We start from the raw sequence: 20,540 nt of genomic DNA, 5'->3' as shown, positions 1-20,540 counted from the left end.
AAACAAAAAAGCGACCTTATCGGGTCGCTTTTCTTTTGGTTGTTCTTGCCAGGCTCGCTACAAAATTAAGACTTCTGCATACGCTTTTTCAAGCGCGCTAAATCAATTGCACTTGAGCGTACAGTAAGCTTGATGCATTCGTAGTCGTATTCTTCCTTCACCACACTCATGTTTGAGCGAATCTCACCGATAATGCCTTGTCCAGAATAAGGAATCGTGATCTCTTCTTCGATCATGCCTTGTTCAGCCACACCCACAATGTACTTGTGTAGTTTGGTGATATCGAGCGGGTCACGAGTCGAGGTCAGCATTGCATCTGGGAATTCTTCAATCAGCTCTAACTGTTCTTCTTCGCTCAATCTATCGCACTTGTTCAGTACCAATAGTTTTTCGCTGCCTTCAACGCCCACTTGCGCTAATACTTCGTGTACCACATCAAGCTGTGCGCGGAATGAAACATCAGAAGCATCAACCACATAAAGCAGTAATGAAGCATCATGCGCTTCTGCTAGTGTTGAGTGGAATGAAGCAACCAGATCGTGTGGCAGTTTCTTGATGAAACCCACCGTATCTGACACTAAGATACGCGGCTGAGTGATCGGCTGAAGTGCACGAACCGTGGTATCTAAGGTCGCGAATAGCTTATCTTCACCGCTCACTTCGGTTGCGGTCATAGCGCGCATCATCGAAGATTTACCCGCGTTGGTGTAGCCAACCAGAGCAACAGTGAAAAGCTCCGAACGCTGAGTGCGTCGGTTCTTCATTTCGTCCTGTACGCTAACCAGCTCACGTTTAAGCGCAGCAATTTGATCACGTACTTTACGGCGGTCTAGCTCTAATGAAGTTTCACCAGCACCCTGACCCATTTGACGCTCTTTATCACCGTCGGCTGTTTCACGCAGTCGAGGCACTAGGTAGTTTAGTCGAGCGATTTCAACTTGCAGACGTGCGGTACGAGTACGAGCATGACGGCTGAAGATCTCAATGATGATACCAGTACGGTCAAACACCTCGACACCCAAGTGAGCTTCTACATTACGCAGTTGAGATGGGCTCAAATCACAGTCGAATACCACTACGTCAGCAGTACCAAACTCCACGTCTTCAGATGGAAGATCATCAAAATCTAACTCATCGATACCAGCACGAAAATCAAAAGACTCATCGATAAAATCTTCATCTTCGGCTTCTTCAATCGAACCTTGGTAACCGGTTAAGTGTGCAATTTCTGCAAGCTTACCTGCGCCCAACACGTTTTGTCGTTGTGTTGAACTGTGGTGCTGTGATTGTGTACCGACCACTTTAAACCCTAGGGTTGTTACTAAGCGAGCAAGTTCGGCAAGAGACTCTTTTGCTTCGTCACCTTTGAAGTCCGGTGTCGTAATAGAAATAAGTAAAGCGTTACTAGCTGAGGGTTTTGCTGTTAGTTTCATGTATTCTTCTGTTTATGCACTAATGTGCAACCTAGTATTTGGTCTAAAGTAGCGCGATCCTACGCTGTTCTCGGTCAGCTTTATAGAGCTAACGGAGGCTAATTAGCGATATTATTGCAGTTAATCCATTTATCTCGTTTATCCCTCTGTTTTCGTGAGGAAATAAAACAGGCTAAAACACAAAAAAGACAGCATCACGTTACTTATTATAAGTTAGTGATACTGCCTTTGTTTAAGCTTAGACTCTCATTGAGCTACTGTCTCAAAAACTAAAAATCAATTCTCGCTTCAGTCTGAGCATCAAAGAATACCGCCTTTGATAAGTCAAAATGCAGCGGCGCCATTTGCCCAACTGACACTTCAAATTCTGGCGACAAGCGACACGCTACTTCTTGGTCGTTCACTTTCACCATCGCAATCGTATCTGGCCCTGTAGGTTCCAAGACTTCCAGCTGTAAATCTAGCTTGGTCGTTGCCGACACATCTTCACTTTCCTGCTCAGTGATGTGTTCAGGGCGCAGGCCAATCACCACTTCTTTGCCATCTTGTTCACGCATGCTTTGTGGTAATCGAATGTGGTGCTCTTGCTCAGACGTACCCGTTACTTTGATGATCGGATTCTGATCATCATCCAAATCCACCATGGTCTTAATGAAGTTCATTGATGGTGAACCCATAAAGCCCGCGACAAACATATTGTTTGGCTTGGTGTAGATCTCTTGCGGCGTACCGAGTTGCTGCAGTTCACCATCTTTCATCACCGCAATACGATCCGCCAAGGTCATCGCCTCTATTTGGTCATGGGTGACGTAAACAATGGTGGTGTTAAGCTTTTGGTGAAGGCGTTTAATCTGATGACGCATTTCAACACGCAGCTTGGCATCCAAGTTAGAAAGCGGTTCATCGAACAGGTACAACTTAGGACGACGCGCTAGTGCACGTCCCATCGCGACACGCTGGCGCTGACCACCAGATAGCTGTGATGGTTTACGATCAAGCAGTTGTTCAATTTGCAGCATTTCAGCGACGCGATTCACTTCTGCGTCGATTTCGTCTTGTGGCATCTTGCGGATCTTCAAGCCGAAGGCGATATTGCCGCGTACCGTCATGTTTGGGTAAAGTGCGTACGACTGGAATACCATCGCGATGTCGCGGTCTTTAGGTTCAACCTGGGCCACGTCAACACCATCAATCACGATTTCACCCGAGCTAATATTTTCTAGCCCAGCAATGGTGTTCATTAGGGTGGATTTTCCACACCCCGAAGGGCCGACAAGTATCAAGAACTCCCCCGAATCGATACTGATGTCGATGCCCTTTAACGTTTCGTTGTCCGCGTTGCGATAGGTTTTACGGATCTGTTTTAAATCTAATGTTGCCATGGGTAATTATCCTTTTACTGATCCTGCCGTTAGGCCACGAACAAAATATTTTCCTGCGAAGACATACACCAACAGCGTTGGCAGCGCGGCGATGATCGCGGCAGCCATATCAACGTTGTATTCTTTAACGCCCGTGCTGGTGTTGACTAAGTTATTTAATGCTACGGTGATTGGCTGAGTCTCTGAGCCGGAATACACCACCCCGAACAAGAAATCGTTCCAGATTGCGGTGAACTGCCAGATCACCGTCACCATGATGATAGGCGTAGAGATCGGTAATAAGATCTTGAAGAAAATGGTAAAGAAGCCTGCACCATCCAGTTTTGCTGCTTTGATCAATTCATCCGGAATCGAGATGTAGAAGTTACGGAAAAACAGAGTTGTAAACGCCATGCCGTAGATAACGTGCACAATCACCAAGCCGATGGTTGTGTTCGCTAGCCCCATCTTGCCGAGCATGGTTGCCATTGGTAGTAGCACCACTTGGAACGGAATGAAGCAACCAAACAACAGTAAGCTGAAGAACAGATTCGAGCCTCGGAATTGCCATTTCGTCACTACATAACCATTGAATGCACCGAGCAATGTTGAAATCGCAACCGCAGGAATCACCATTTGGAACGAGTTCCAGAAGTAGCCTTTGATGCCTTCACATTTCACGCCCGTACAGGCGGTGTCCCACGCTTTATACCAAGCATCAAACACCCACTCTTTCGGTAAGCTCATCAAGTTACCTGCCTTAATGTCTGGCAGAGTTTTGAATGAGGTCAGCGCCATGACAAACAATGGCATTAGATACACCAAGCAGAAGAAAAGCAGTGCTGAATAAATAAAGATTCGAGCAAAATTGATGTTATTCATCATGACTTTTTCTCCCTAAGTTCAGAGTAAAGATAAGGCACGAGAATCGCTAAGATACCAGCAAGCATCATCATGGCACTGGCAGCACCAAGGCCGATTTGTCCACGCGTAAATGAGTGTGCGTACATGAATAGCGCAGGAAGATCCGATGAATAACCTGGGCCACCCGCTGTCATCGCGGTCACAAGGTCGAAACTCTTAATCGCAATGTGTGAGGTGATGATCACCGCGCTGAAAACCACAGGGCGCAAGCAAGGTAGAATGATTTTCAGATAAATAGTGGGTAAGCTTGCCCCATCAATTTGAGCGGCTTTGATGATTGAAGAATCAATGCCACGAAGGCCGGCTAAGAACATCGCCATCACGAAGCCTGACGACTGCCAAAGTGCTGCGATAACCAAGGTATAGACCGACATTTCAGAGTCGACTAACCAATCGAATTTGAAGTCGGTAAAGCCCCAATCTTGCATCAGTTTTTCAATGCCAAGACCCGGATTGAGAATCCATTTCCAAGCGGTACCCGTCACGATGAATGACAACGCCATTGGGTAAAGGTAGATAGTACGAATCGCCCCTTCTTGGCGGATGTTCTGGTCAAGCAATACCGCTAAACCAACACCAAGTAAGATGGCAATCGCCATAAATAGAAAACCAAACACACCGAGGTTGGTGATTGAGGTGATCCAGCGATCGTTATCCATCAGCTTTTCATATTGGGTTAAACCAACGAAGTTAAAACTTGGCAGAAATCGAGAGTTAGTGAACGACAGCGCTGCCGTCCAAAATATATAGCCGTAGATACACACCACGGTCACTAACGCGGTCGGCGCCAGTACTATTTTAGGTAACCAATGTTGCAACCTGTCAGCAAAGCTAGGCTTGGGCGCAGGCTGGCTCCTTGTGGGTTTTGGAGTCGACTCAGTCAAAACATGCTCCATAACTTATCCTTGTTGCACAATCGAGCCGATGGCTTACCTTTCGGCACCACATCAGCATCACGCATATCAGAATTGGGAGTGAAGAGTAGATAGGCTCCCTACGAGCCTACCTACCCTGGGGGTTTGGTAAAGCAACACAACCCGTCACTGACGTGCGTTGTGTGTCGCTTATCAAGTTATATTAGATAGCCGCTTTCACAGCTTTCGCTAACTTAGCCGCCGCTTGTTTTGGATCGGCATCTTTTTCGTTGAAGAAGTTGGTTACCACGTCGTAAATCGCGCCTTGAGCGTAGCTTGTTGTCGCTAGGCCGTGAGCCATACTCGGAACAAGATCGCCAGATTTCGCACTCGCTTTGAAGGTTGCCATTGAATCCAACGCACATTGGTCGAACTTAGACATGTCCATATCTAGACGTACAGGGATAGAACCCTTGTTAAGGTTGAAGACTTCTTGGAAATCTTTGGTAAGAATGGTTTTCGCTAGGTCTTGCTGCGCTTTTTGGTTCTCTTTGTCACTCAGATCAAAGAACGCAAAGCTATCGATGTTGAAAGTGAATTGGCCATCAGTGCCCGGTGCTGGTGCACAGATGTAATCTTTACCCGGTACTTTGCCTGCCGCAGTAAATTCACCTTTCGCCCAGTCACCCATGATCTGCATTGCCGCTTCGCCATTGATAACCATCGAAGTTGCTACGTTCCAATCACGACCCGGAGAGTTGCTGTCGATGTAATCACGCATCTTTTTGAACTTGGTGAACACTTCCACCATTTTGTCGCCAGATAACACGTCCATATCCAGATCAACGAACGCTTTGTTGTAATCTTCACTGCCTAGTACATCAAGTGCTACAGCTTCGAATACCGTAGCGTCTTGCCAAGGTTGACCACCGTGAGCCAGTGGAATGAAGCCAGCCGCTTTAATCTTGTCTGCGGCAACAAAGAACTCATCTAACGTAGTTGGAACCGTCACTCCTGATTTTTCTAAAACAACAGGGTTAGCCCAAAGCCAGTTAACACGGTGAACGTTGACAGGAACTGCGACATATTCGCCATCCCACTTCATCACTTTAGTGACCACTTCTGGCAGTAGCTCATCCCATTTTTCTTGTTTCGCAGTTGCATCGAGAGACGTTAGAAAACCTAAACCACCCCACTCTTGAATATCATGACCTTTAATCTGCGCCGCAGATGGAGGATTGCCCGACACTGCTCGAGTTTTCAAAACAGTCATCGCACTTTCACCGCCGCCACCAGCAACAGCGAAATCTTTCCAAGTATGGCCTTGTTCTTCAATCATCTCTTTCAGTACAGCTGCGGATTTCGCTTCGCCACCGGCAGTCCACCAGTGAAGCACTTCCACTTCACCAGCTTGAGAAAATGTTGAGGCAGCAAGAAGAGATAGAGTAAGTAGGGTTTTATTGATTTTCATTATTATCTTCCATGTTTTAGCGGACTCGACGTCCGGTTCAATACAGAGTCTACTTATTCTGATTTGTAAGATTGAAACAAAAGGTAAGCTCAATGTAACACAATTGTTACATTAAACTTCTAGGCCGCGTGGAATATAGACTTTAGCTTCTAAGCCGCCTTGAGGGGAGTTACGAATAATGAGATCTCCGCCGTGTCCATGCAGGATATTTCGGCAGATCCCGAGGCCAAGACCGTGTCCTTGATCATCCGTTGCTAACCTAAAGTAAGGTTCAAAAACTAACTCTAGCTTGTCTTCTGGAATACCGAGACCACGGTCTTGAATGGTCACGACCACCCAAAGATCATCACCGCTGATTTCAACAACTGCTGAGGAACCATACTTAACCGCGTTGTCGATTAAGTTGGTGAGTACACGCTTTATCGCCAGTGGTTTAGCGACCAATGGCTCAATGACGACCGGCTCGAACTCAACCTTTGTCTGATACTGGTTATGAGATTCAATCACTGCAAGTACCATTTCGTTGAGGTCAATAATGGCATTATTCTCGTGTAGATCGGTGTCTCTTACCGCTTGCAAAGCACCTTTAACCATCATCTCAAGCTCATCGAGATCTTTGTTGAATTTGTCTTTCTTTACTTCACTCTCCAACAACTCTGCACGCAATCTAAGCCGTGTTATTGGTGTCTTTAAATCATGTGAGATTGCAGAGAAAAGGTGCTCACGGTCGGCAACATAGCGACGAATCCGTTGCTGCATTCGATTAAACGCTCGGGTCGCCGTCACCAGCTCAGTAGCCCCCTCTTCGTTAAGTGGCGGCTGCTGAATATCCATACTCATCTCATTGGCCGCTCTTGCTAATTTTTTAAGAGGGCGTACTTGCCGACGAATCATCAAGTAAGTCAAAACCAAAAGAATGAGGGTCGAGGAAACTAAGAAGATCACCTGTTCTCTGCCGAGAATCGTATCGTCGAGTTTGACGTAAGGCGCAGGCAACAACGCGGCGATATACACCCATTCATGACTGGCTAATTCTATCTGAACAACCAGAATAGGAGGGTTAAGAGGTTCTAAGGTTAAAGTATGATGTGCCCACGATCGTGGGAGATCGCTCAAGTAGATGTCATTTTTAAGCAAACGAAGATGTTCAGGGCGAGAGAAATCAACCCGCACTGATTCGACTTTATTGAGCTTGCTACTCAAAACACTTTCTATCGCTTCAATCGAGGCGGTTTTTAAACGGGTATCAGGGATCGGTTCGACAATCAACGCCTCTTTATTGAAAGAAACGAAGAAGCGCGTACCGCCCATATTGCGGATTTGATCCAACACGATATGGCGATATTTAACGGGCAGAGACTGGAAGAAAGTCACCGTCGAGGCAAACATATTGGCCATGCTTGAAGAGGCAGAACGAATCCCCTCCAGTTCTTTGTGTTTGGATTCGCTATACCAAATAGACGTTGCGATACCTTGAGCTATCACCACAGCTAACAAGGTCAGTAACAATGTTCTGGCAACCAAAGAGTTTGGCTTTAACCGACTCAACCCGTTCATAGGAAATACTTCATTGCCGAGGTGCTCATTAACATCACTTGATTATCAGTGTTCATACTGAACAGGCACAGCGAGGATATAGCCATTACCGCGCATGGTTTTGATGTAGTGAGGATACTTGCCACTGTCGCCCAATCGGCTTCTCAGACGACTAAGCTGCACATCAATGCCTCGCTCAAAAGGCAACGCTTCACGGCCTCTGGTCGCGAATGAGATAGTGTCACGGTCGAGAACTTCGTTAGGGCGAGTTAAGAACAACATCAACAGAGAAAAATCACTGCCCGACAAATCCATCTCTTCCGAGTTTTCATTGTGGGAAATTCGATGCGCTAACGTATCAAGCGTCCAATCACCAAAAACAATCTGTTTTGGCAATGCATCACTTGTCTTGTCATCCACCACTTGAACGCGGCGCAACAACGCTTTGATACGCGCCATTAACTGACGAGGGCTAAACGGCTTGGCAATGTAATCATCAGCACCAATTTCTAAGCCGATAATTTGGTCGGTTTCATCCGATACGGCAGTCAGCATGATGATAGGCACATTCGATTGCTTACGGACGCGTTGACACAAGGTAAAACCATCGTCACCGGGTAGCATCACATCAAGCAGAATCAGATCTGGATAACCTTGGTTTTGCAGATGAGCTTCTAGTTCAACACCGTCTCCCACAGAAGAAACATCGAAACCAGATTTTGTGAGGTACTCTTCCAGCAGCTCGCGGATTTCTTGATCATCATCCACCACGAGAATTCGAGTATTTGTTGGCATCGCCCAAACCTATTAAATTTACAACTTATTCACATAGTGTATAGGCTGGCCGATTGTTTGATTATTGACATGTTTGTAAAGTTAGAAGAACAAACAGATAAAGATCACAACTTAGTGACCTCTATCTGAATCTTTAGGGCTTAATCCGCTATTGGTTGGTTATGAAGAGCAGCTGATCTCCATGGCTTTACCCCACTCAGGAGGTAAAGCCGCAAGGTGCTCATAATCCGGGTGTTCCGCGTAAGGGTCTGCCAGTACCACCATCAAAGCGTCAATATCGCTGCTATCACCGCGCTCTGCTTTGTCTATCGCTAGCTGAGCTAGGTAGTTTCTGAGGATGTATTTCGGGTTTACCTGTCTCATATTTTCGCAGCGCTCGACCACTGAGCTATCTTCCAATTCGCAGCGTTGTAAGTAGTTATCTACCCACAGTTTTGCTGCCTCTCGATCAATTATCAGATCAATCACTTCTTGTGGCGACAAGGTGTCTAGGTTCGATAGCGTTCTAAAGAACCTTGGGTAGTCGACTTTGTTTTGCGACATCAGCTCGAACATAGATTCAAACAAACGACTGTCGCCTTCTTGTTTCGAAAGTAGCCCCAACTTACGACGCATCATCTGACTAAAGTAACCGTTCATTTGCGGTTCGTACTGCTCTAAAGCCGCCTCTAAGTCGGCCTTATCCACCAGCGGAGAAAGTGAGTGAGCCAGTGCCGACAGGTTCCAAAGCCCTATTCTTGGCTGCTGGTTAAAAGCATAACGACCTTGGTAATCCGAGTGATTACAGATCAATCTTGGGTCATATTCATCAAGAAACGCGAACGGACCATAATCGAAAGTTTGCCCGATGATCGACATGTTATCGGTGTTCATCACGCCATGAGCAAAACCATTCGCTTGCCACAACGCAATCATCTCCGCGGTACGGTCAACAATCTGATTAAACATAGCAGCGTAGGGTTTCTCTTCATCGAGACACTCAGGGAAGTGCCATTCAATGACTTTATCGGCCAGCAACTTATGCTCAGCCAACTGATTGGTATAAAACAGATGCTCAAAGTGACCGAAACGGATGTGTGATTCGGCAGCACGCACCAACAATGCGCCCCACTCTTGCTTCTCTCGATATACCGGTGTGTCGCTGGTCATCATAGCCAACGCGCGAGTGGTTGGGATATTGAGCCCTGCCATCGCTTCGCTACATAAGTACTCACGAACGGTTGATCGAATAACAGCGCGTCCATCGCCCATACGTGAATAGGGCGTTTTACCGGCACCTTTAAGGTGTAAATCGAACGTTTCGCCACTTTTCGCGACAATTTGAGCTAATAACAGCCCTCTTCCATCACCTAAATCCGGGTTATAAGAACCAAACTGGTGGCCTGCGTATTTCATTGCTACAGGCGAAAACTGCTCAGGTTCAACATTGCCAGATAACGTTTCAAGCAATTCCTCGGAAGCATCATCAAATGACAAAAAACCGAGTTCATCCGCAAGCTTATGATTCCATGCGAGCCATTGGACATTGCTGAGCGGTGTAGGTTGAATTGGGGTATAGAACAGTCGAGGTAATGCAGTAAATCGATTGTTAAATGAAATAGAATCCCAGACAGACATGAGAGATACACTGTAGATAAAAGATAACTTAAGATTATCACAGTTTCGTAACAACTTCAGAAGTGCGATGGCGCTTGTTTATAGAGGTAAGGTGATAAACCATTCCACAGGAAGAAAGTGGTGACTAGGAGTAAATTACTGGGGGATGCTTGCTAGAAGAAGATGACTAAGAAAAAGTTAAGTGGCTAGCCTGATGAGAAAAGCCACATTTATAAGAGAAAGAGTTCTGACTTTGAAGACTTTTTAACAAGTGATTTCATAATAAAAACTAAAACTATAGAGCCATGAAGCTGACTACATTAGAGCAAGAATACCCACTAGAGAAAGGGTAGAGAAAATCCAAGTACGACTGATTACGCCAAAGTTACTGTGTTGAATCATTTCTTGATGCTGCATATGTCTCTCCTTGAGAACGTGATGGTGTAACTACAATATATCGGCTTTTCGCCAAAAGCAGCAAGCACATTAATATTAACCTTTTATGACAGCATCAAGAATATTCTGTAACCATTCACCTCTCTGATAAAACAGAAAGTTATGCTCGACTGGTCGTCGAAAGCAGTGCGCCAGCCCCAATAAAGACACCTCCAGTGACACGATTAAAGACCTTGGCTCGACCTTTCGCAAACAACCAATTTGACGACTTCGCCCCCAAGTAGGCATACACCAATAACCAAGACAATTCCATCACTGCGAAGGTAAAAGCAAACACGGTAAACTGTGGTAATAGCGCAATTGAGGGATCAATAAACTGTGGGAAAAGTGCAGTAAAAAACAAGATAGCTTTGGGGTTACTCGCGCCAACAATAAAGCCACTTAAGTAATGCTGCGCAGCGCTTTCTTTGACAGATTGAGCACCGCCTTGTTGATCCGATAACTTGTCATAATCTTGTTGGCTAGAGCGCAGAGACTTCCAACCGAGGAAGATCAGATAAGCTGCACCAGTCCATTTTATGACATTAAATACCACTTCAGACGAAGCAATAATTACCCCTAGCCCGGTAAACGATAAAGTTAAAATACCAGTAATCGCAGTTAAGCTCCCCAAGGCAGTAAATATCGATAATTTAAAGCCAGATTGCACACTTTTGGTCATGCACAATAAAGAACTTGGGCCTGGTGATGCCGTTAAAATTAGCACCGCTAATAAATAATAAATCCATGTATCAAAGCTCATCGTGAATCCTCCTTAACTCACTAAAACGACTAAATATTAAACACCAATATGTAATAAGCCCTCATATTAATCAACTAAATATTGCGCTTAACGTCTTCGATATAAATGCAAACATCTTTAATCTAGGCAATAAAAAACGCCATGCATTGCTGCATGGCGTTTAAATAAAAACGTTTCAAATCGAACGTCTTACTAGATGTCAGGTTCTAAGCTTACAGCCCTAAGATAGGGGCACTAACCTAATAATTGAAACCTAGTCTTTGTAGATAGAGAACTCATCAGCGCAAGCAACAAGCTGCTCACGAGTGATCATGAATACGCCATGACCACCGTTAGAGAATTCAATCCAAGTGAATGGAATCTCTGGGTACTGATCCATCATATGAACCATTGAGTTACCAACTTCACAGATAAGAATACCGTCGTCAGTTAGGTAGTCTGGTGCATTAGCTAAGATGCGACGAACCAATTTCAGACCGTCTGTACCCGCTGCTAGGCCAAGTTCTGGCTCGTGAGTAAACTCATCTGGCAGGCTGTTCATATCTTCTTCGTCCACGTAAGGTGGGTTAGATACGATCAGGTTGTATTTCTCTTTTGGCAAATCACGGAAAAGATCTGAACGGATTGGGAACACTTGCTGCTCCATGCCGTGATCTTGAACGTTCTGCTCTGCAACTTGCAATGCGTCAGTAGAGATATCAATCGCATCTACTTCAGCGTCTGGGAATGCGTGAGCACAAGCAATAGCGATACAACCACTACCCGTACACATATCCATGATGCGAGTTGGCTCTTCAGTTAACCAAGGTTGGAATTGAGCTTCGATCAGCTCACCAATTGGAGAACGAGGCACAAGAACGCGCTCATCAACGAAGAACTCAAGACCACAGAACCAAGCTTTGTTGGTTAGGTAAGCCGTTGGTGTACGATCATTAATACGCTTGATTACGCGCTCAACAATACGTAGACGTTCGCTGCTCGTTAGACGAGAGTTCATCACATGCGAAGGAACATCAATCGGCAGATAAAGAGTAGGTAAGATAAGTTGTACTGCCTCATCCCACGCGTTATCAGTGCCGTGACCATAAAATAGGCCCGCTGCGTTAAAGCGGCTAACAGTCCAACGAATCACATCTTGAAGCGTGTGTAGTTCTGATACCGCTTCTTCTACAAAAATCTTATCCAAAATTGTCTCCGAAAAGCGCTACAATACTGCTAATTACGTTTCTAATTAGAATTCATAACCTGATGAGCAAAAAAGACACCGACTTCGATGACGATTTCGCCCTGTTCAACGATGCAGTAAAGGGCGTTAAAAAGTTGCAACAGGATACCATAGTCCAGCAGCCAAAAAGAAATGCCAAGCAAAAAGAAATTACTCGAACGGCAAGACAAGCCAGTGATAGCGAGTTTTATTTCTCGGATGAGTTCATTCCGCATCTTAGCGAAGACGGTCCGACGCGTTATGCGCGTGATGATGTCTCTAAATATGAGGTCAAGCGCCTCCGTCGTGGTGTCTACGTGCCTGACGTGTATCTCGATATGCATGGTATGACTCAACAAGAAGCCAAACGTGAGCTTGGCGCGATGATTGCGCACTGCGTGAAAGAGAGCGTGGCGTGTGCCTGTGTTCAACACGGTATCGGTAAACACATCCTTAAACAGAAGGTGCCTTTGTGGTTAGCACAGCACCCAGACGTGATGGCTTTCCACCAAGCACCGTTAGAGTTTGGCGGCAATGGCGCGCTGTTAGTCTTGCTTTCGGTTCCTGAGAAGTAATTCTGGTTAACAAACTCTCTCTCACCAAAAAACAACAAAGGGCATCCCAATCATATTGAGATGCCCTTTCTAATTGTCTGCAACTTTGTCATCAAACAGAGCTCAACGAGCTTATGGATTGATGTTCCAAAGCAACTCACCTTTTTGTGTCTCAAGGTTGAAGTCGATACACGCTAGGCCCGAAGTGGGAAACATAGGCGGCGCCATGCCTGTTGCAAACTCTGCAGTTAGGTAGCCAACTAGAGGTAAATGAGAAACAAATAAAATGGTCTCTAGTTTTTCTACTTCAGCCATTGCTAAGGTCAAATCAAACACATCGTCGGACATTCCATAAGGCGTAATATCATCACAGGTTTCTACTTTCTTTCCAGAAAACGCCTGAGAGATCTCTAACCACGTTTCTTGTGCCCTTAAATATGGGCTCACCAGCACTTTATCGAATTGACTAATCCCCTGCTCATTTGCAGCTTGTGCCACGGCAAGAGAAGCCATTTTCCCGCGCTTGGTCAACGCTCTTTCTGCATCCGAGTTGGCAAAATGTTCTGCTTCACCGTGGCGCATAATGAATATTTTCATGTTCAATCCTGTCTTCGTAACATGTCGAAAGTCGATATATCCCATATATCAGCGAAACGCTACTTAGGTTTGGCTCTCAATCCAGAGAAACCGCAGTCAATATAAATAATTATATCAAGTCACTTGCCAAAGAGTTCGACTTTCTTAACAATCTTGTTAAAAGAAAATAAATTACTGATAAAAATCGATAAAAGTGATTTAGAAATCGCCAAAAAGCACTTCATATCCCAAAATATGATCACAAGGTTTGCACGCCGAATCATCGGGTACATAATTTAAAAACCACCTTCTCTGGAGATGCTCCTGTGCACTTAAGCCCAAATGATGAACATCAATACCGCTACATAACCTTAAATAACGGGTTACGTGTACTGTTAGTTCAGGATCAAAATGCTCAAAAAGCAGCAGCCGCATTAGCCGTCAATGTGGGGCATTTTGATGACCCTACAGACCGAGAGGGTTTAGCTCACTACTTAGAGCATATGCTATTTTTGGGAACTGAAAAGTATCCAAAGGTCGGAGAGTTCCAAAGTTTTATCAGCCAGCATGGCGGTAGCAACAACGCTTGGACAGGAACAGAGCACACCTGCTTCTTTTTTGATGTTGAATTGAATGCCTTTGAAACCGCACTCGATCGCTTCAGCCAATTTTTTACCGCTCCCCTTTTCAACGAAGAAGCGTTAGACAAAGAACGCCAAGCCGTTGACTCCGAATACAAGATGAAACTCAACGACGACTCACGACGCTTGTACCAAGTTACCAAAGAACTGGTGAATCACAATCACCCATTCTCGAAGTTTTCTGTCGGTAATATCGATACGTTGGGTGACAGAAACGGCGAGACGATTCGACAAGAGATCTTGGCTTTCCACCAGCAACAATACTCTGCTGACTTGATGACACTGACACTGTCTGGCAATCAGTCGTTAGATGAGATGCAAAGCTGGGTTGAGGATCGCTTTAGCTCAATCACCAATCACAACCTACAAGGCAAAAAGGTTGAAGTTCCGATTGTCGGCGAGTTAAGTACGGGTGTACAAGTCCGCGTTGAGCCGATTAAAGAAGTGCGCAAACTGATCTTAACCTTCCCGATGCCAAGCATGGACGAACACTACGGCGTTAAGCCTTTGTCGTTCTTTGCCCACCTTTTAGGTTACGAAGGTGAAGGCAGTTTGATGATGCAACTCAAAGAGAAAGGCTGGATAACATCTCTCTCTGCAGGTGGTGGCGCGAGTGGCAGTAACTACCGTGATTTCACAGTCAGTTGCTCATTGACCATAGAAGGTTTAACCAAAACCGATAACATCATCCAAGCGATATTTCAGTACATCAAGTTAGTCGAACAACAAGGCATAGAAGAGTGGCGCTACCTAGAAAAACGCGCCGTTTTAGAGTCTGCTTTCCGCTTTCAAGAGCCAGCAAGACCGCTTGATGTCGTCAGCCACCTCGTCATCAACATGCAGCACTACCAAGAGCAAGATGTGGTGTATGGCGATTACAAAATGTCGCATTTCGATGACGAATTACAGCGTGCTTTGCTGCCTTACTTAACCGTCGACAACATGCGGGCAACCATTGTTGCTCAGGGATTCGAGTATGACAGGGAAGCGAAGTGGTACTTTACGCCCTACTCGGTCACACCTTTTAGCGCTGAACAAGTTCAATGCTTTACGTGCATTAACCCCGGTTGGCAGTTTGAACTCCCAAGCAAAAACCCGTTTATTTGCTACGATCTAGACCCGACTGAACTCGAAGGTGACGCTAAGTTCCCACAACTGTTAGAAGAGCTCGATGGCTTTAAGCTATGGCATCTGCAAGACCATCAATTCCGGGTGCCAAAAGGTGTGGTGTATGTTGCTATCGATAGCCCGCACTCAGTCGCTAGCCCAAGAAATATCGTTAAAACACGCTTGTGTGTAGAAATGTTCTTAGACTCACTCGAAAAAGATACGTATCAGGCTGAAATCGCCGGAATGGGCTACAACATGTACACCCATCAGGGCGGTGTAACGCTCACTCTGTCCGGGTTTAGCGAGAAACAGCCACAACTGCTCAATATGATTCTTGAACGTTTCCAAGCACGCGACTTTAGTCCAACACGCTTCGAAACCATCAAGCATCAATTGCTCAGAAACTGGAACAACGCGTCGCAAGATCGCCCTATTTCGCAGTTGTTTAATGCAATGACTGGGATACTTCAACCAAATAACCCGCCTTATTCCGTGTTAATTGAAGCCCTAGAAACGATAGAGGTCGATGAGCTCTCCTCTTTTGTTCAAGCAATCTTGGCGGAACTTCATGTTGAGATGTTTGTGTATGGCGACTGGAAAAAAGCCGATGCACACAAGATGGCTGAAACGCTAAAAGATGCACTGCGTGTTCAAGATCAGGCTTACGAAGAATCACTGCGTCCGCTCATCATGCTCGGTGAAAACGGCAGCTTCCAACGTGAAGTGGTGTGTAACCAAGATGATTCAGCAATTGTGGTTTATTACCAATGCCCTGATATTTCACCTAAAAATATCGCGCTGTATTCATTGGCAAACCATTTGATGTCGGCCACTTTCTTCCATGAGATACGAACCAAGCAGCAGCTAGGTTACATGGTCGGTACTGGCAATATGCCGCTCAACCGACACCCTGGTATTGTGTTGTATGTGCAATCACCGAATGCCGCCCCTGCTGACTTGTTAGCTTCAATAGATGAGTTCCTCAATGCCTTTTACATGGTGCTGTTGGAGCTTAACGACTATCAATGGCACAGCAGTAAGCGCGGTCTCTGGAATCAGATTTCGACACCAGATACGACTTTGCGAGGGCGAGCTCAGCGCTTATGGGTTGCGATAGGCAATAAGGATGTTGAGTTCAACCAGAGAGAGCGCGTATTGGAAGACCTTAAGGGGTTAACTCGCTCAGACATGATGCGTTTTGTGGTTAGCCAGCTAAAACCACGCACGGCAAATCGCCTGATTATGCATGCTCACGGTAATGCTCATAATGAGGAAGAGAAGCTGTCAGCAGGTGTTGAAATTGGCTCTATTGATGAGTTTCAGTTACGCCCGAAAGATACTGAGCTAGGCTGATAAAGCTGGAATGAAAATCATAAGGTTGATGTGAAAGCATCAACCTTTTTTATTGGATGCAGCCCAAAAGCAGATCTCCTATTACGCTCCTTCGTCGCTTTAGGAGATGACGGTAGTTTTGATTGACGTGTGTTTGACCACCTTTCTAATCAACGCAATAACTTACTTTTTATCTCTCAATCATCATTCCCGAGAAGGAGGAACGACTGAGTCGGGAATCTCATTCCTTTCACACTCGTTCATAAAACAGAAAAGCCCGCATCAATTGCTTGATACGGGCTTCTTAATCAATGAGTTAGAGAGTTACTTGTAGAAAGACTCACCCAAACCAGCACGTGTCAGTAGGCCATCGCATGGCGCAAAACGATCACCGTACTTCTTAGCGAAGTCGTTCATCATTTCGACCAATGACTTAATACCAATTTGATCCATGTATCGGAACGGACCTCCTAAGAATGGAGGGAAACCGATACCGAAAATAGCACCAATATCGCCATCACGTGGGCTGCGGATAATACCGTCATCCAAACAACGAACCGCTTCGTTTAGCATAGGTAACACACAGCGCATCGCGATATCGTTGTCGCTCAACTTAGGATCGGGTTGCAGCTTAAGCAGCTTGTAAACTGACTTATCGACTTCTTTCTTCTTACCTTTGTAAGTGTAGAAACCTTTGCCACTCTTACGGCCTTTACGGTTGTCATTCAAAAGAATATCGAACACATCAGGGCCTTGGAAACGATCGCCAAGCTCATTCACTAAAATTGGAATAATCTTCGCGCCGATATCAACACCCACCTCATCTAACAAAGTAATTGGGCCGACCGGGAAACCGAAGTCCAATAACGTGCTATCGAGCTTTTCGATCGGCTCGTTTGCCAATAATAAGTGCGCGGCTTCATTCATGTACGGAGCAAGAATACGGTTCACATAGAAACCAGCCGTGTCTTTAACAACAATCGGCGTTTTGCCTTGCTTCTTCGCTAATGCTACAACCGTCGAGATCGTCTCTTCTGAGGTTGTTTCATGAGGGATAACTTCAACCAACGGCATTTTCTCTGCAGGGCTGAAGTAGTGAAGACCGACCACGTTTTCTGGTCGCTGCGCCTTCTCTGCAATCTTATGGATCGGCAGTGAAGACGTATTCGTCGCGAAAATAGTCTCTGGCTTGGCATTGGCTTCGATGTCCGCAACCATTGATTGCTTAAGGTCGAGATCTTCAAATACCGCTTCAATCACTACATCAGTGTGGTTGAAACTCGTAAAGTCGATACCACCAGATAGCTGAAGCATCTTACTTTCCAGACCAGCTTTAGTCAGAATGCGACGCTTACGCTGCTTATCGAACAACTTGAAGTTGTAGTTAAGCGCGTTCAGTACACCTTCATTTGATACGTCTTTAATGCGTACAGGCACTTTCGCCTTAGCAACACTGACATGGCTGATGCCTGCGCCCATAAGACCACCGCCTAGCACACCAACACGCTTAACCGCTTTGGGTTCTGCGTCTGCGCCGTGTTCTTTTTTCATTTCCGTGGTTGCAAAGAAAATCGAACGAAGGGCTTTAGACTCTGAAGTCATAACCAGTTCTGAGAAACGCTTCGCTTCATACTGAAGACCTTTATCAAAGCCGTTCTCAAGGCCATAACGAATCACGTCTAAAATCGCATCCGCTGCTGGGTAATTGCCGCGTGTTTTCTGATTGGTCTTCTTAGAAGCTTGTTCAAAAATCACTTTACGACCAAGGCCGTTACGTGAAATCAGCTTTTCTTTGGTCGACGCTTGGCTTTTCGACGCAAGGCGCTTACCTTTTTTACTGCCCGTATTCTTTTCAACAAAGCTTTTAGCGACTTCAAGCAGGATAGTTTCAGGCACACAAGCATCGACAACACCGAGCGATTTCGCTTTCTTAGCGCGCAGTTGCTTACCCGTAAGGATTAGGTCAAGAGATGGCAACAAACCAATAAGGCGAGGTAGACGCTGTGTACCGCCAGAGCCTGGTAACAGACCTAACTGTACTTCTGGCAGACCAACGCGAGTCTTATCTGAATCGGTACATACACGGTAATCACACGCCAGTGCAAGCTCTAAACCACCACCTAAACATGGGCCGTGAATCGCTGCGACTACTGGGTACGGTAGTTCAGAAAGCGTTTGGAACATCTCCTGCCCTTGGCGAGCCAGAGACTGTGCTTCGTCAGCCGTTTTACACGCATCAAGCATTCTTACATCAGCACCAGCGATAAAGTTATCTGGCTTAAGAGAATGAACGATTAGGCCCTTAACTCGGCCTTGCTTTTCTTTGAGTTGCTCGAAGATGGCTTTCATTTCTTCAGCAAAAGCCGCTTGCAGCGTGTTCATTTTCTCGTTTGGTACATCAATCGCTAACCAAGCAATATCTTGCTCATCGATATTGAGAGTAAATGCTGTCGCTTTCTTTTTGGTTGATTCAGTCGCAGAGGTTGAATCTGGTTGAGCGACGGTTTCTTTTTCTGTTGTTGCATCAAGAGTCGTAGACATTATTCTACCTCCAAGATCATTGCTGCACCTAAACCACCAGCCGCACACGCTGTGTTCAGTGCCAAGCCGCCACCGCGACGTTTCAGTTCACGTAATGTTTGAGTCATCATGCGTGCGCCAGTCGCTGCAAACGGATGTCCGTAAGCAATCGAGCTACCCAGCACGTTGAACTTCTCCATATCAATCTCACCGATCGCTTTATCGCGGCCAAGATTCTTCTGTGCAAACTCATCGCTTGCGAACATTTTCACGTTAGCCAAAACTTGGGCAGCGAATGCTTCGTGCATTTCGATTAGAGTTAGGTCTGACAACTCTAGACCGGTGTTCTTTAATACTTGTGAGGTCGCGTAAGTCGGGCCCATCAGCATATCTGTTTCAACACCAATCGCTGAGAACGCATAACCACGAATATAACCAAGCACTTCTAAGCCTAGTTCTTTCGCTTTACCTTCGCGCATCAACATCACTGCTGCACCGCCATCGGTAAGAGGCGTAGCATTGGCTGCCGTTACACTGCCGTACTTTCTATCAAAAGCAGGACGCAGCTTGGCGTATCCTTCAACCGTTGAGTCGTGGCGAATGTTGTTGTCTTCCGCTAGATACTTTTTGTAAGGTGCCGGGAATGCCGTCATCACTTCGTCTTTAATCTTGCCTTCTTTCCATGCCTGAGAAGCCAAAGAGTGAGAACGGTGAGCAAGTGCATCTTGAGCTTCGCGAGTAATACCATGCGTCTTAGCCATTTGCTCAGCCGTTTGTCCCATGGATAAACCGGTCGAGTATTCAGCAACTGCAGGTGGTACTGGCATCAAATCTTTTACGGAAAGTGTTTTAAGAATTTTCAGCTTTTGACCCATAGTTTTCGTTTTACTCAGCGCTAATAGATTTGCCGCTAACTTTTTCGAAACACCGATAGGCAATACAGAAGAAGAGTCCGCACCGCCCGCAATACCGATATCAATCGTGCCAGCCATAATGCTTTCGGTCACGTTAACTGCCGCTTGGAAGCTGGTCGCACATGCTCGTGTGACACTGTAGGCATCGGTATTGATGTTCATGCCTGTGCCCAACACGATTTCACGCGCAATGTTCGGCGCTTCTGGCATTTGCACTACTTGGCCGAACACAACTTGTTCGATAAGCGCAGGATCGACATCTGTTCTTGCAAGCATTTCGCTCACAACCATTTTGCCTAGGTCAACCGCAGGCACTTGGCTAAATTCTGTACTCTGACGAGCGAATGGGGTTCGTAGTCCAGCGACAACGGCAACACGTTCTCCAGAACGCGTTTTGACTTCCTGTTTGCCCATGGTTTCTCCTTAAAGTTAAGAGGTCTGACCTGAAGCATTGTAAAGAAGTTGTTAATTAAATCAAACGAGCGTTTAAATAAACGTGATACGAGTATCTCACTGTTTGA

15 protein-coding genes are annotated in these 20,540 nt (G+C 45.7%); 2 read left to right on the top strand and 13 right to left on the bottom strand.

Going from position 1 to position 20,540, the window contains the following annotated elements; genetic code table 11:
- Positions 1–65: 65 nt before the first annotated feature.
- The 10 genes from hflX to prmB form a co-directional block, all read right to left on the bottom strand.
- Positions 66–1,433 (bottom strand): GTPase HflX, encoded by a 1,368-nt coding sequence (hflX, locus tag AB4486_RS13685; RefSeq protein ID WP_017071725.1) that lies wholly within the window; start codon positions 1,431–1,433, stop codon positions 66–68.
- Between the two features lie 269 nt (positions 1,434–1,702).
- Entirely contained in the window at positions 1,703–2,815 is a 1,113-nt protein-coding gene (locus AB4486_RS13680) for an ABC transporter ATP-binding protein (RefSeq protein WP_017068959.1), read from the bottom strand.
- 6 nt (positions 2,816–2,821) lie between these two features.
- Positions 2,822–3,679 carry a carbohydrate ABC transporter permease gene (locus tag AB4486_RS13675; protein ID WP_009848502.1) on the bottom strand — a complete coding sequence of 286 codons (858 nt, stop codon included), beginning with the start codon at positions 3,677–3,679 and terminating at the stop codon, positions 2,822–2,824.
- Positions 3,676–4,614 (bottom strand): carbohydrate ABC transporter permease, encoded by a 939-nt coding sequence (locus tag AB4486_RS13670; RefSeq protein WP_009848503.1) that lies wholly within the window; start codon positions 4,612–4,614, stop codon positions 3,676–3,678. The genes AB4486_RS13675 and AB4486_RS13670 overlap by 4 nt, the downstream gene beginning before the upstream one ends.
- 181 nt (positions 4,615–4,795) lie before the next feature.
- On the bottom strand, positions 4,796–6,043 hold the full coding sequence (locus AB4486_RS13665) for an ABC transporter substrate-binding protein (RefSeq protein WP_372117373.1): 1,248 nt from the start codon (positions 6,041–6,043) through the stop codon (positions 4,796–4,798).
- A gap of 111 nt (positions 6,044–6,154) precedes the next feature.
- Positions 6,155–7,600, bottom strand: a complete 1,446-nt coding sequence (locus AB4486_RS13660; RefSeq protein WP_017068960.1) for an ATP-binding protein — start codon at positions 7,598–7,600, stop codon at positions 6,155–6,157.
- 45 nt (positions 7,601–7,645) lie between these two features.
- Complete coding sequence (locus AB4486_RS13655) at positions 7,646–8,374, bottom strand: response regulator (RefSeq protein WP_017060637.1); 729 nt, start codon at positions 8,372–8,374, stop codon at positions 7,646–7,648.
- A 159-nt stretch (positions 8,375–8,533) separates the two neighbouring features.
- A complete protein-coding gene (locus AB4486_RS13650; RefSeq protein ID WP_372117371.1) occupies positions 8,534–9,991 on the bottom strand; it encodes a protein adenylyltransferase SelO in 1,458 nt (485 codons plus the stop codon).
- Positions 9,992–10,526: 535 nt separating this feature from the next.
- Positions 10,527–11,168 (bottom strand): LysE family translocator, encoded by a 642-nt coding sequence (locus tag AB4486_RS13645; protein ID WP_372117369.1) that lies wholly within the window; start codon positions 11,166–11,168, stop codon positions 10,527–10,529.
- 253 nt (positions 11,169–11,421) lie between these two features.
- The gene (prmB, locus tag AB4486_RS13640) at positions 11,422–12,354 is read right to left on the bottom strand and encodes a 50S ribosomal protein L3 N(5)-glutamine methyltransferase (RefSeq protein WP_017060640.1); all 933 of its coding nucleotides are present in this window, start codon (positions 12,352–12,354) and stop codon (positions 11,422–11,424) included.
- A 62-nt stretch (positions 12,355–12,416) separates the two neighbouring features.
- Here prmB and smrB point away from each other — a divergent pair, with 62 nt between their 5' ends.
- Positions 12,417–12,947, top strand: coding sequence for an endonuclease SmrB (gene smrB / locus AB4486_RS13635; protein ID WP_017064096.1), 531 nt, complete (start codon positions 12,417–12,419; stop codon positions 12,945–12,947).
- Positions 12,948–13,058: 111 nt separating this feature from the next.
- Here the strand turns inward: smrB and sixA are convergent, their stop codons facing one another.
- Positions 13,059–13,523, bottom strand: a complete 465-nt coding sequence (sixA, locus tag AB4486_RS13630) for a phosphohistidine phosphatase SixA (RefSeq protein WP_017064097.1) — start codon at positions 13,521–13,523, stop codon at positions 13,059–13,061.
- Positions 13,524–13,828: 305 nt separating this feature from the next.
- On the opposite strand from sixA, the gene AB4486_RS13625 reads away from it, so the two are divergent.
- The gene (locus AB4486_RS13625; RefSeq protein ID WP_017060643.1) at positions 13,829–16,606 is read left to right on the top strand and encodes an insulinase family protein; all 2,778 of its coding nucleotides are present in this window, start codon (positions 13,829–13,831) and stop codon (positions 16,604–16,606) included.
- Between the two features lie 303 nt (positions 16,607–16,909).
- On the opposite strand, the gene fadJ is transcribed toward AB4486_RS13625, so the two are convergent.
- Both fadJ and fadI read right to left on the bottom strand, forming a co-directional pair.
- Complete coding sequence (fadJ, locus tag AB4486_RS13620) at positions 16,910–19,126, bottom strand: fatty acid oxidation complex subunit alpha FadJ (RefSeq protein WP_372117367.1); 2,217 nt, start codon at positions 19,124–19,126, stop codon at positions 16,910–16,912.
- On the bottom strand, positions 19,126–20,433 hold the full coding sequence (gene fadI, locus AB4486_RS13615; protein ID WP_017060645.1) for an acetyl-CoA C-acyltransferase FadI: 1,308 nt from the start codon (positions 20,431–20,433) through the stop codon (positions 19,126–19,128). The genes fadJ and fadI overlap by 1 nt, the downstream gene beginning before the upstream one ends.
- Positions 20,434–20,540 lie beyond the last annotated feature (107 nt).

Origin of the sequence: Vibrio sp. 10N.222.55.C6, from assembly GCF_041473395.1 — a bacterium.
GTDB lineage: Bacteria > Pseudomonadota > Gammaproteobacteria > Enterobacterales > Vibrionaceae > Vibrio > Vibrio crassostreae_C.
Note: the sequence above shows the minus strand (reverse complement) of the source record. Positions and strands in the feature narration are given on the sequence as shown.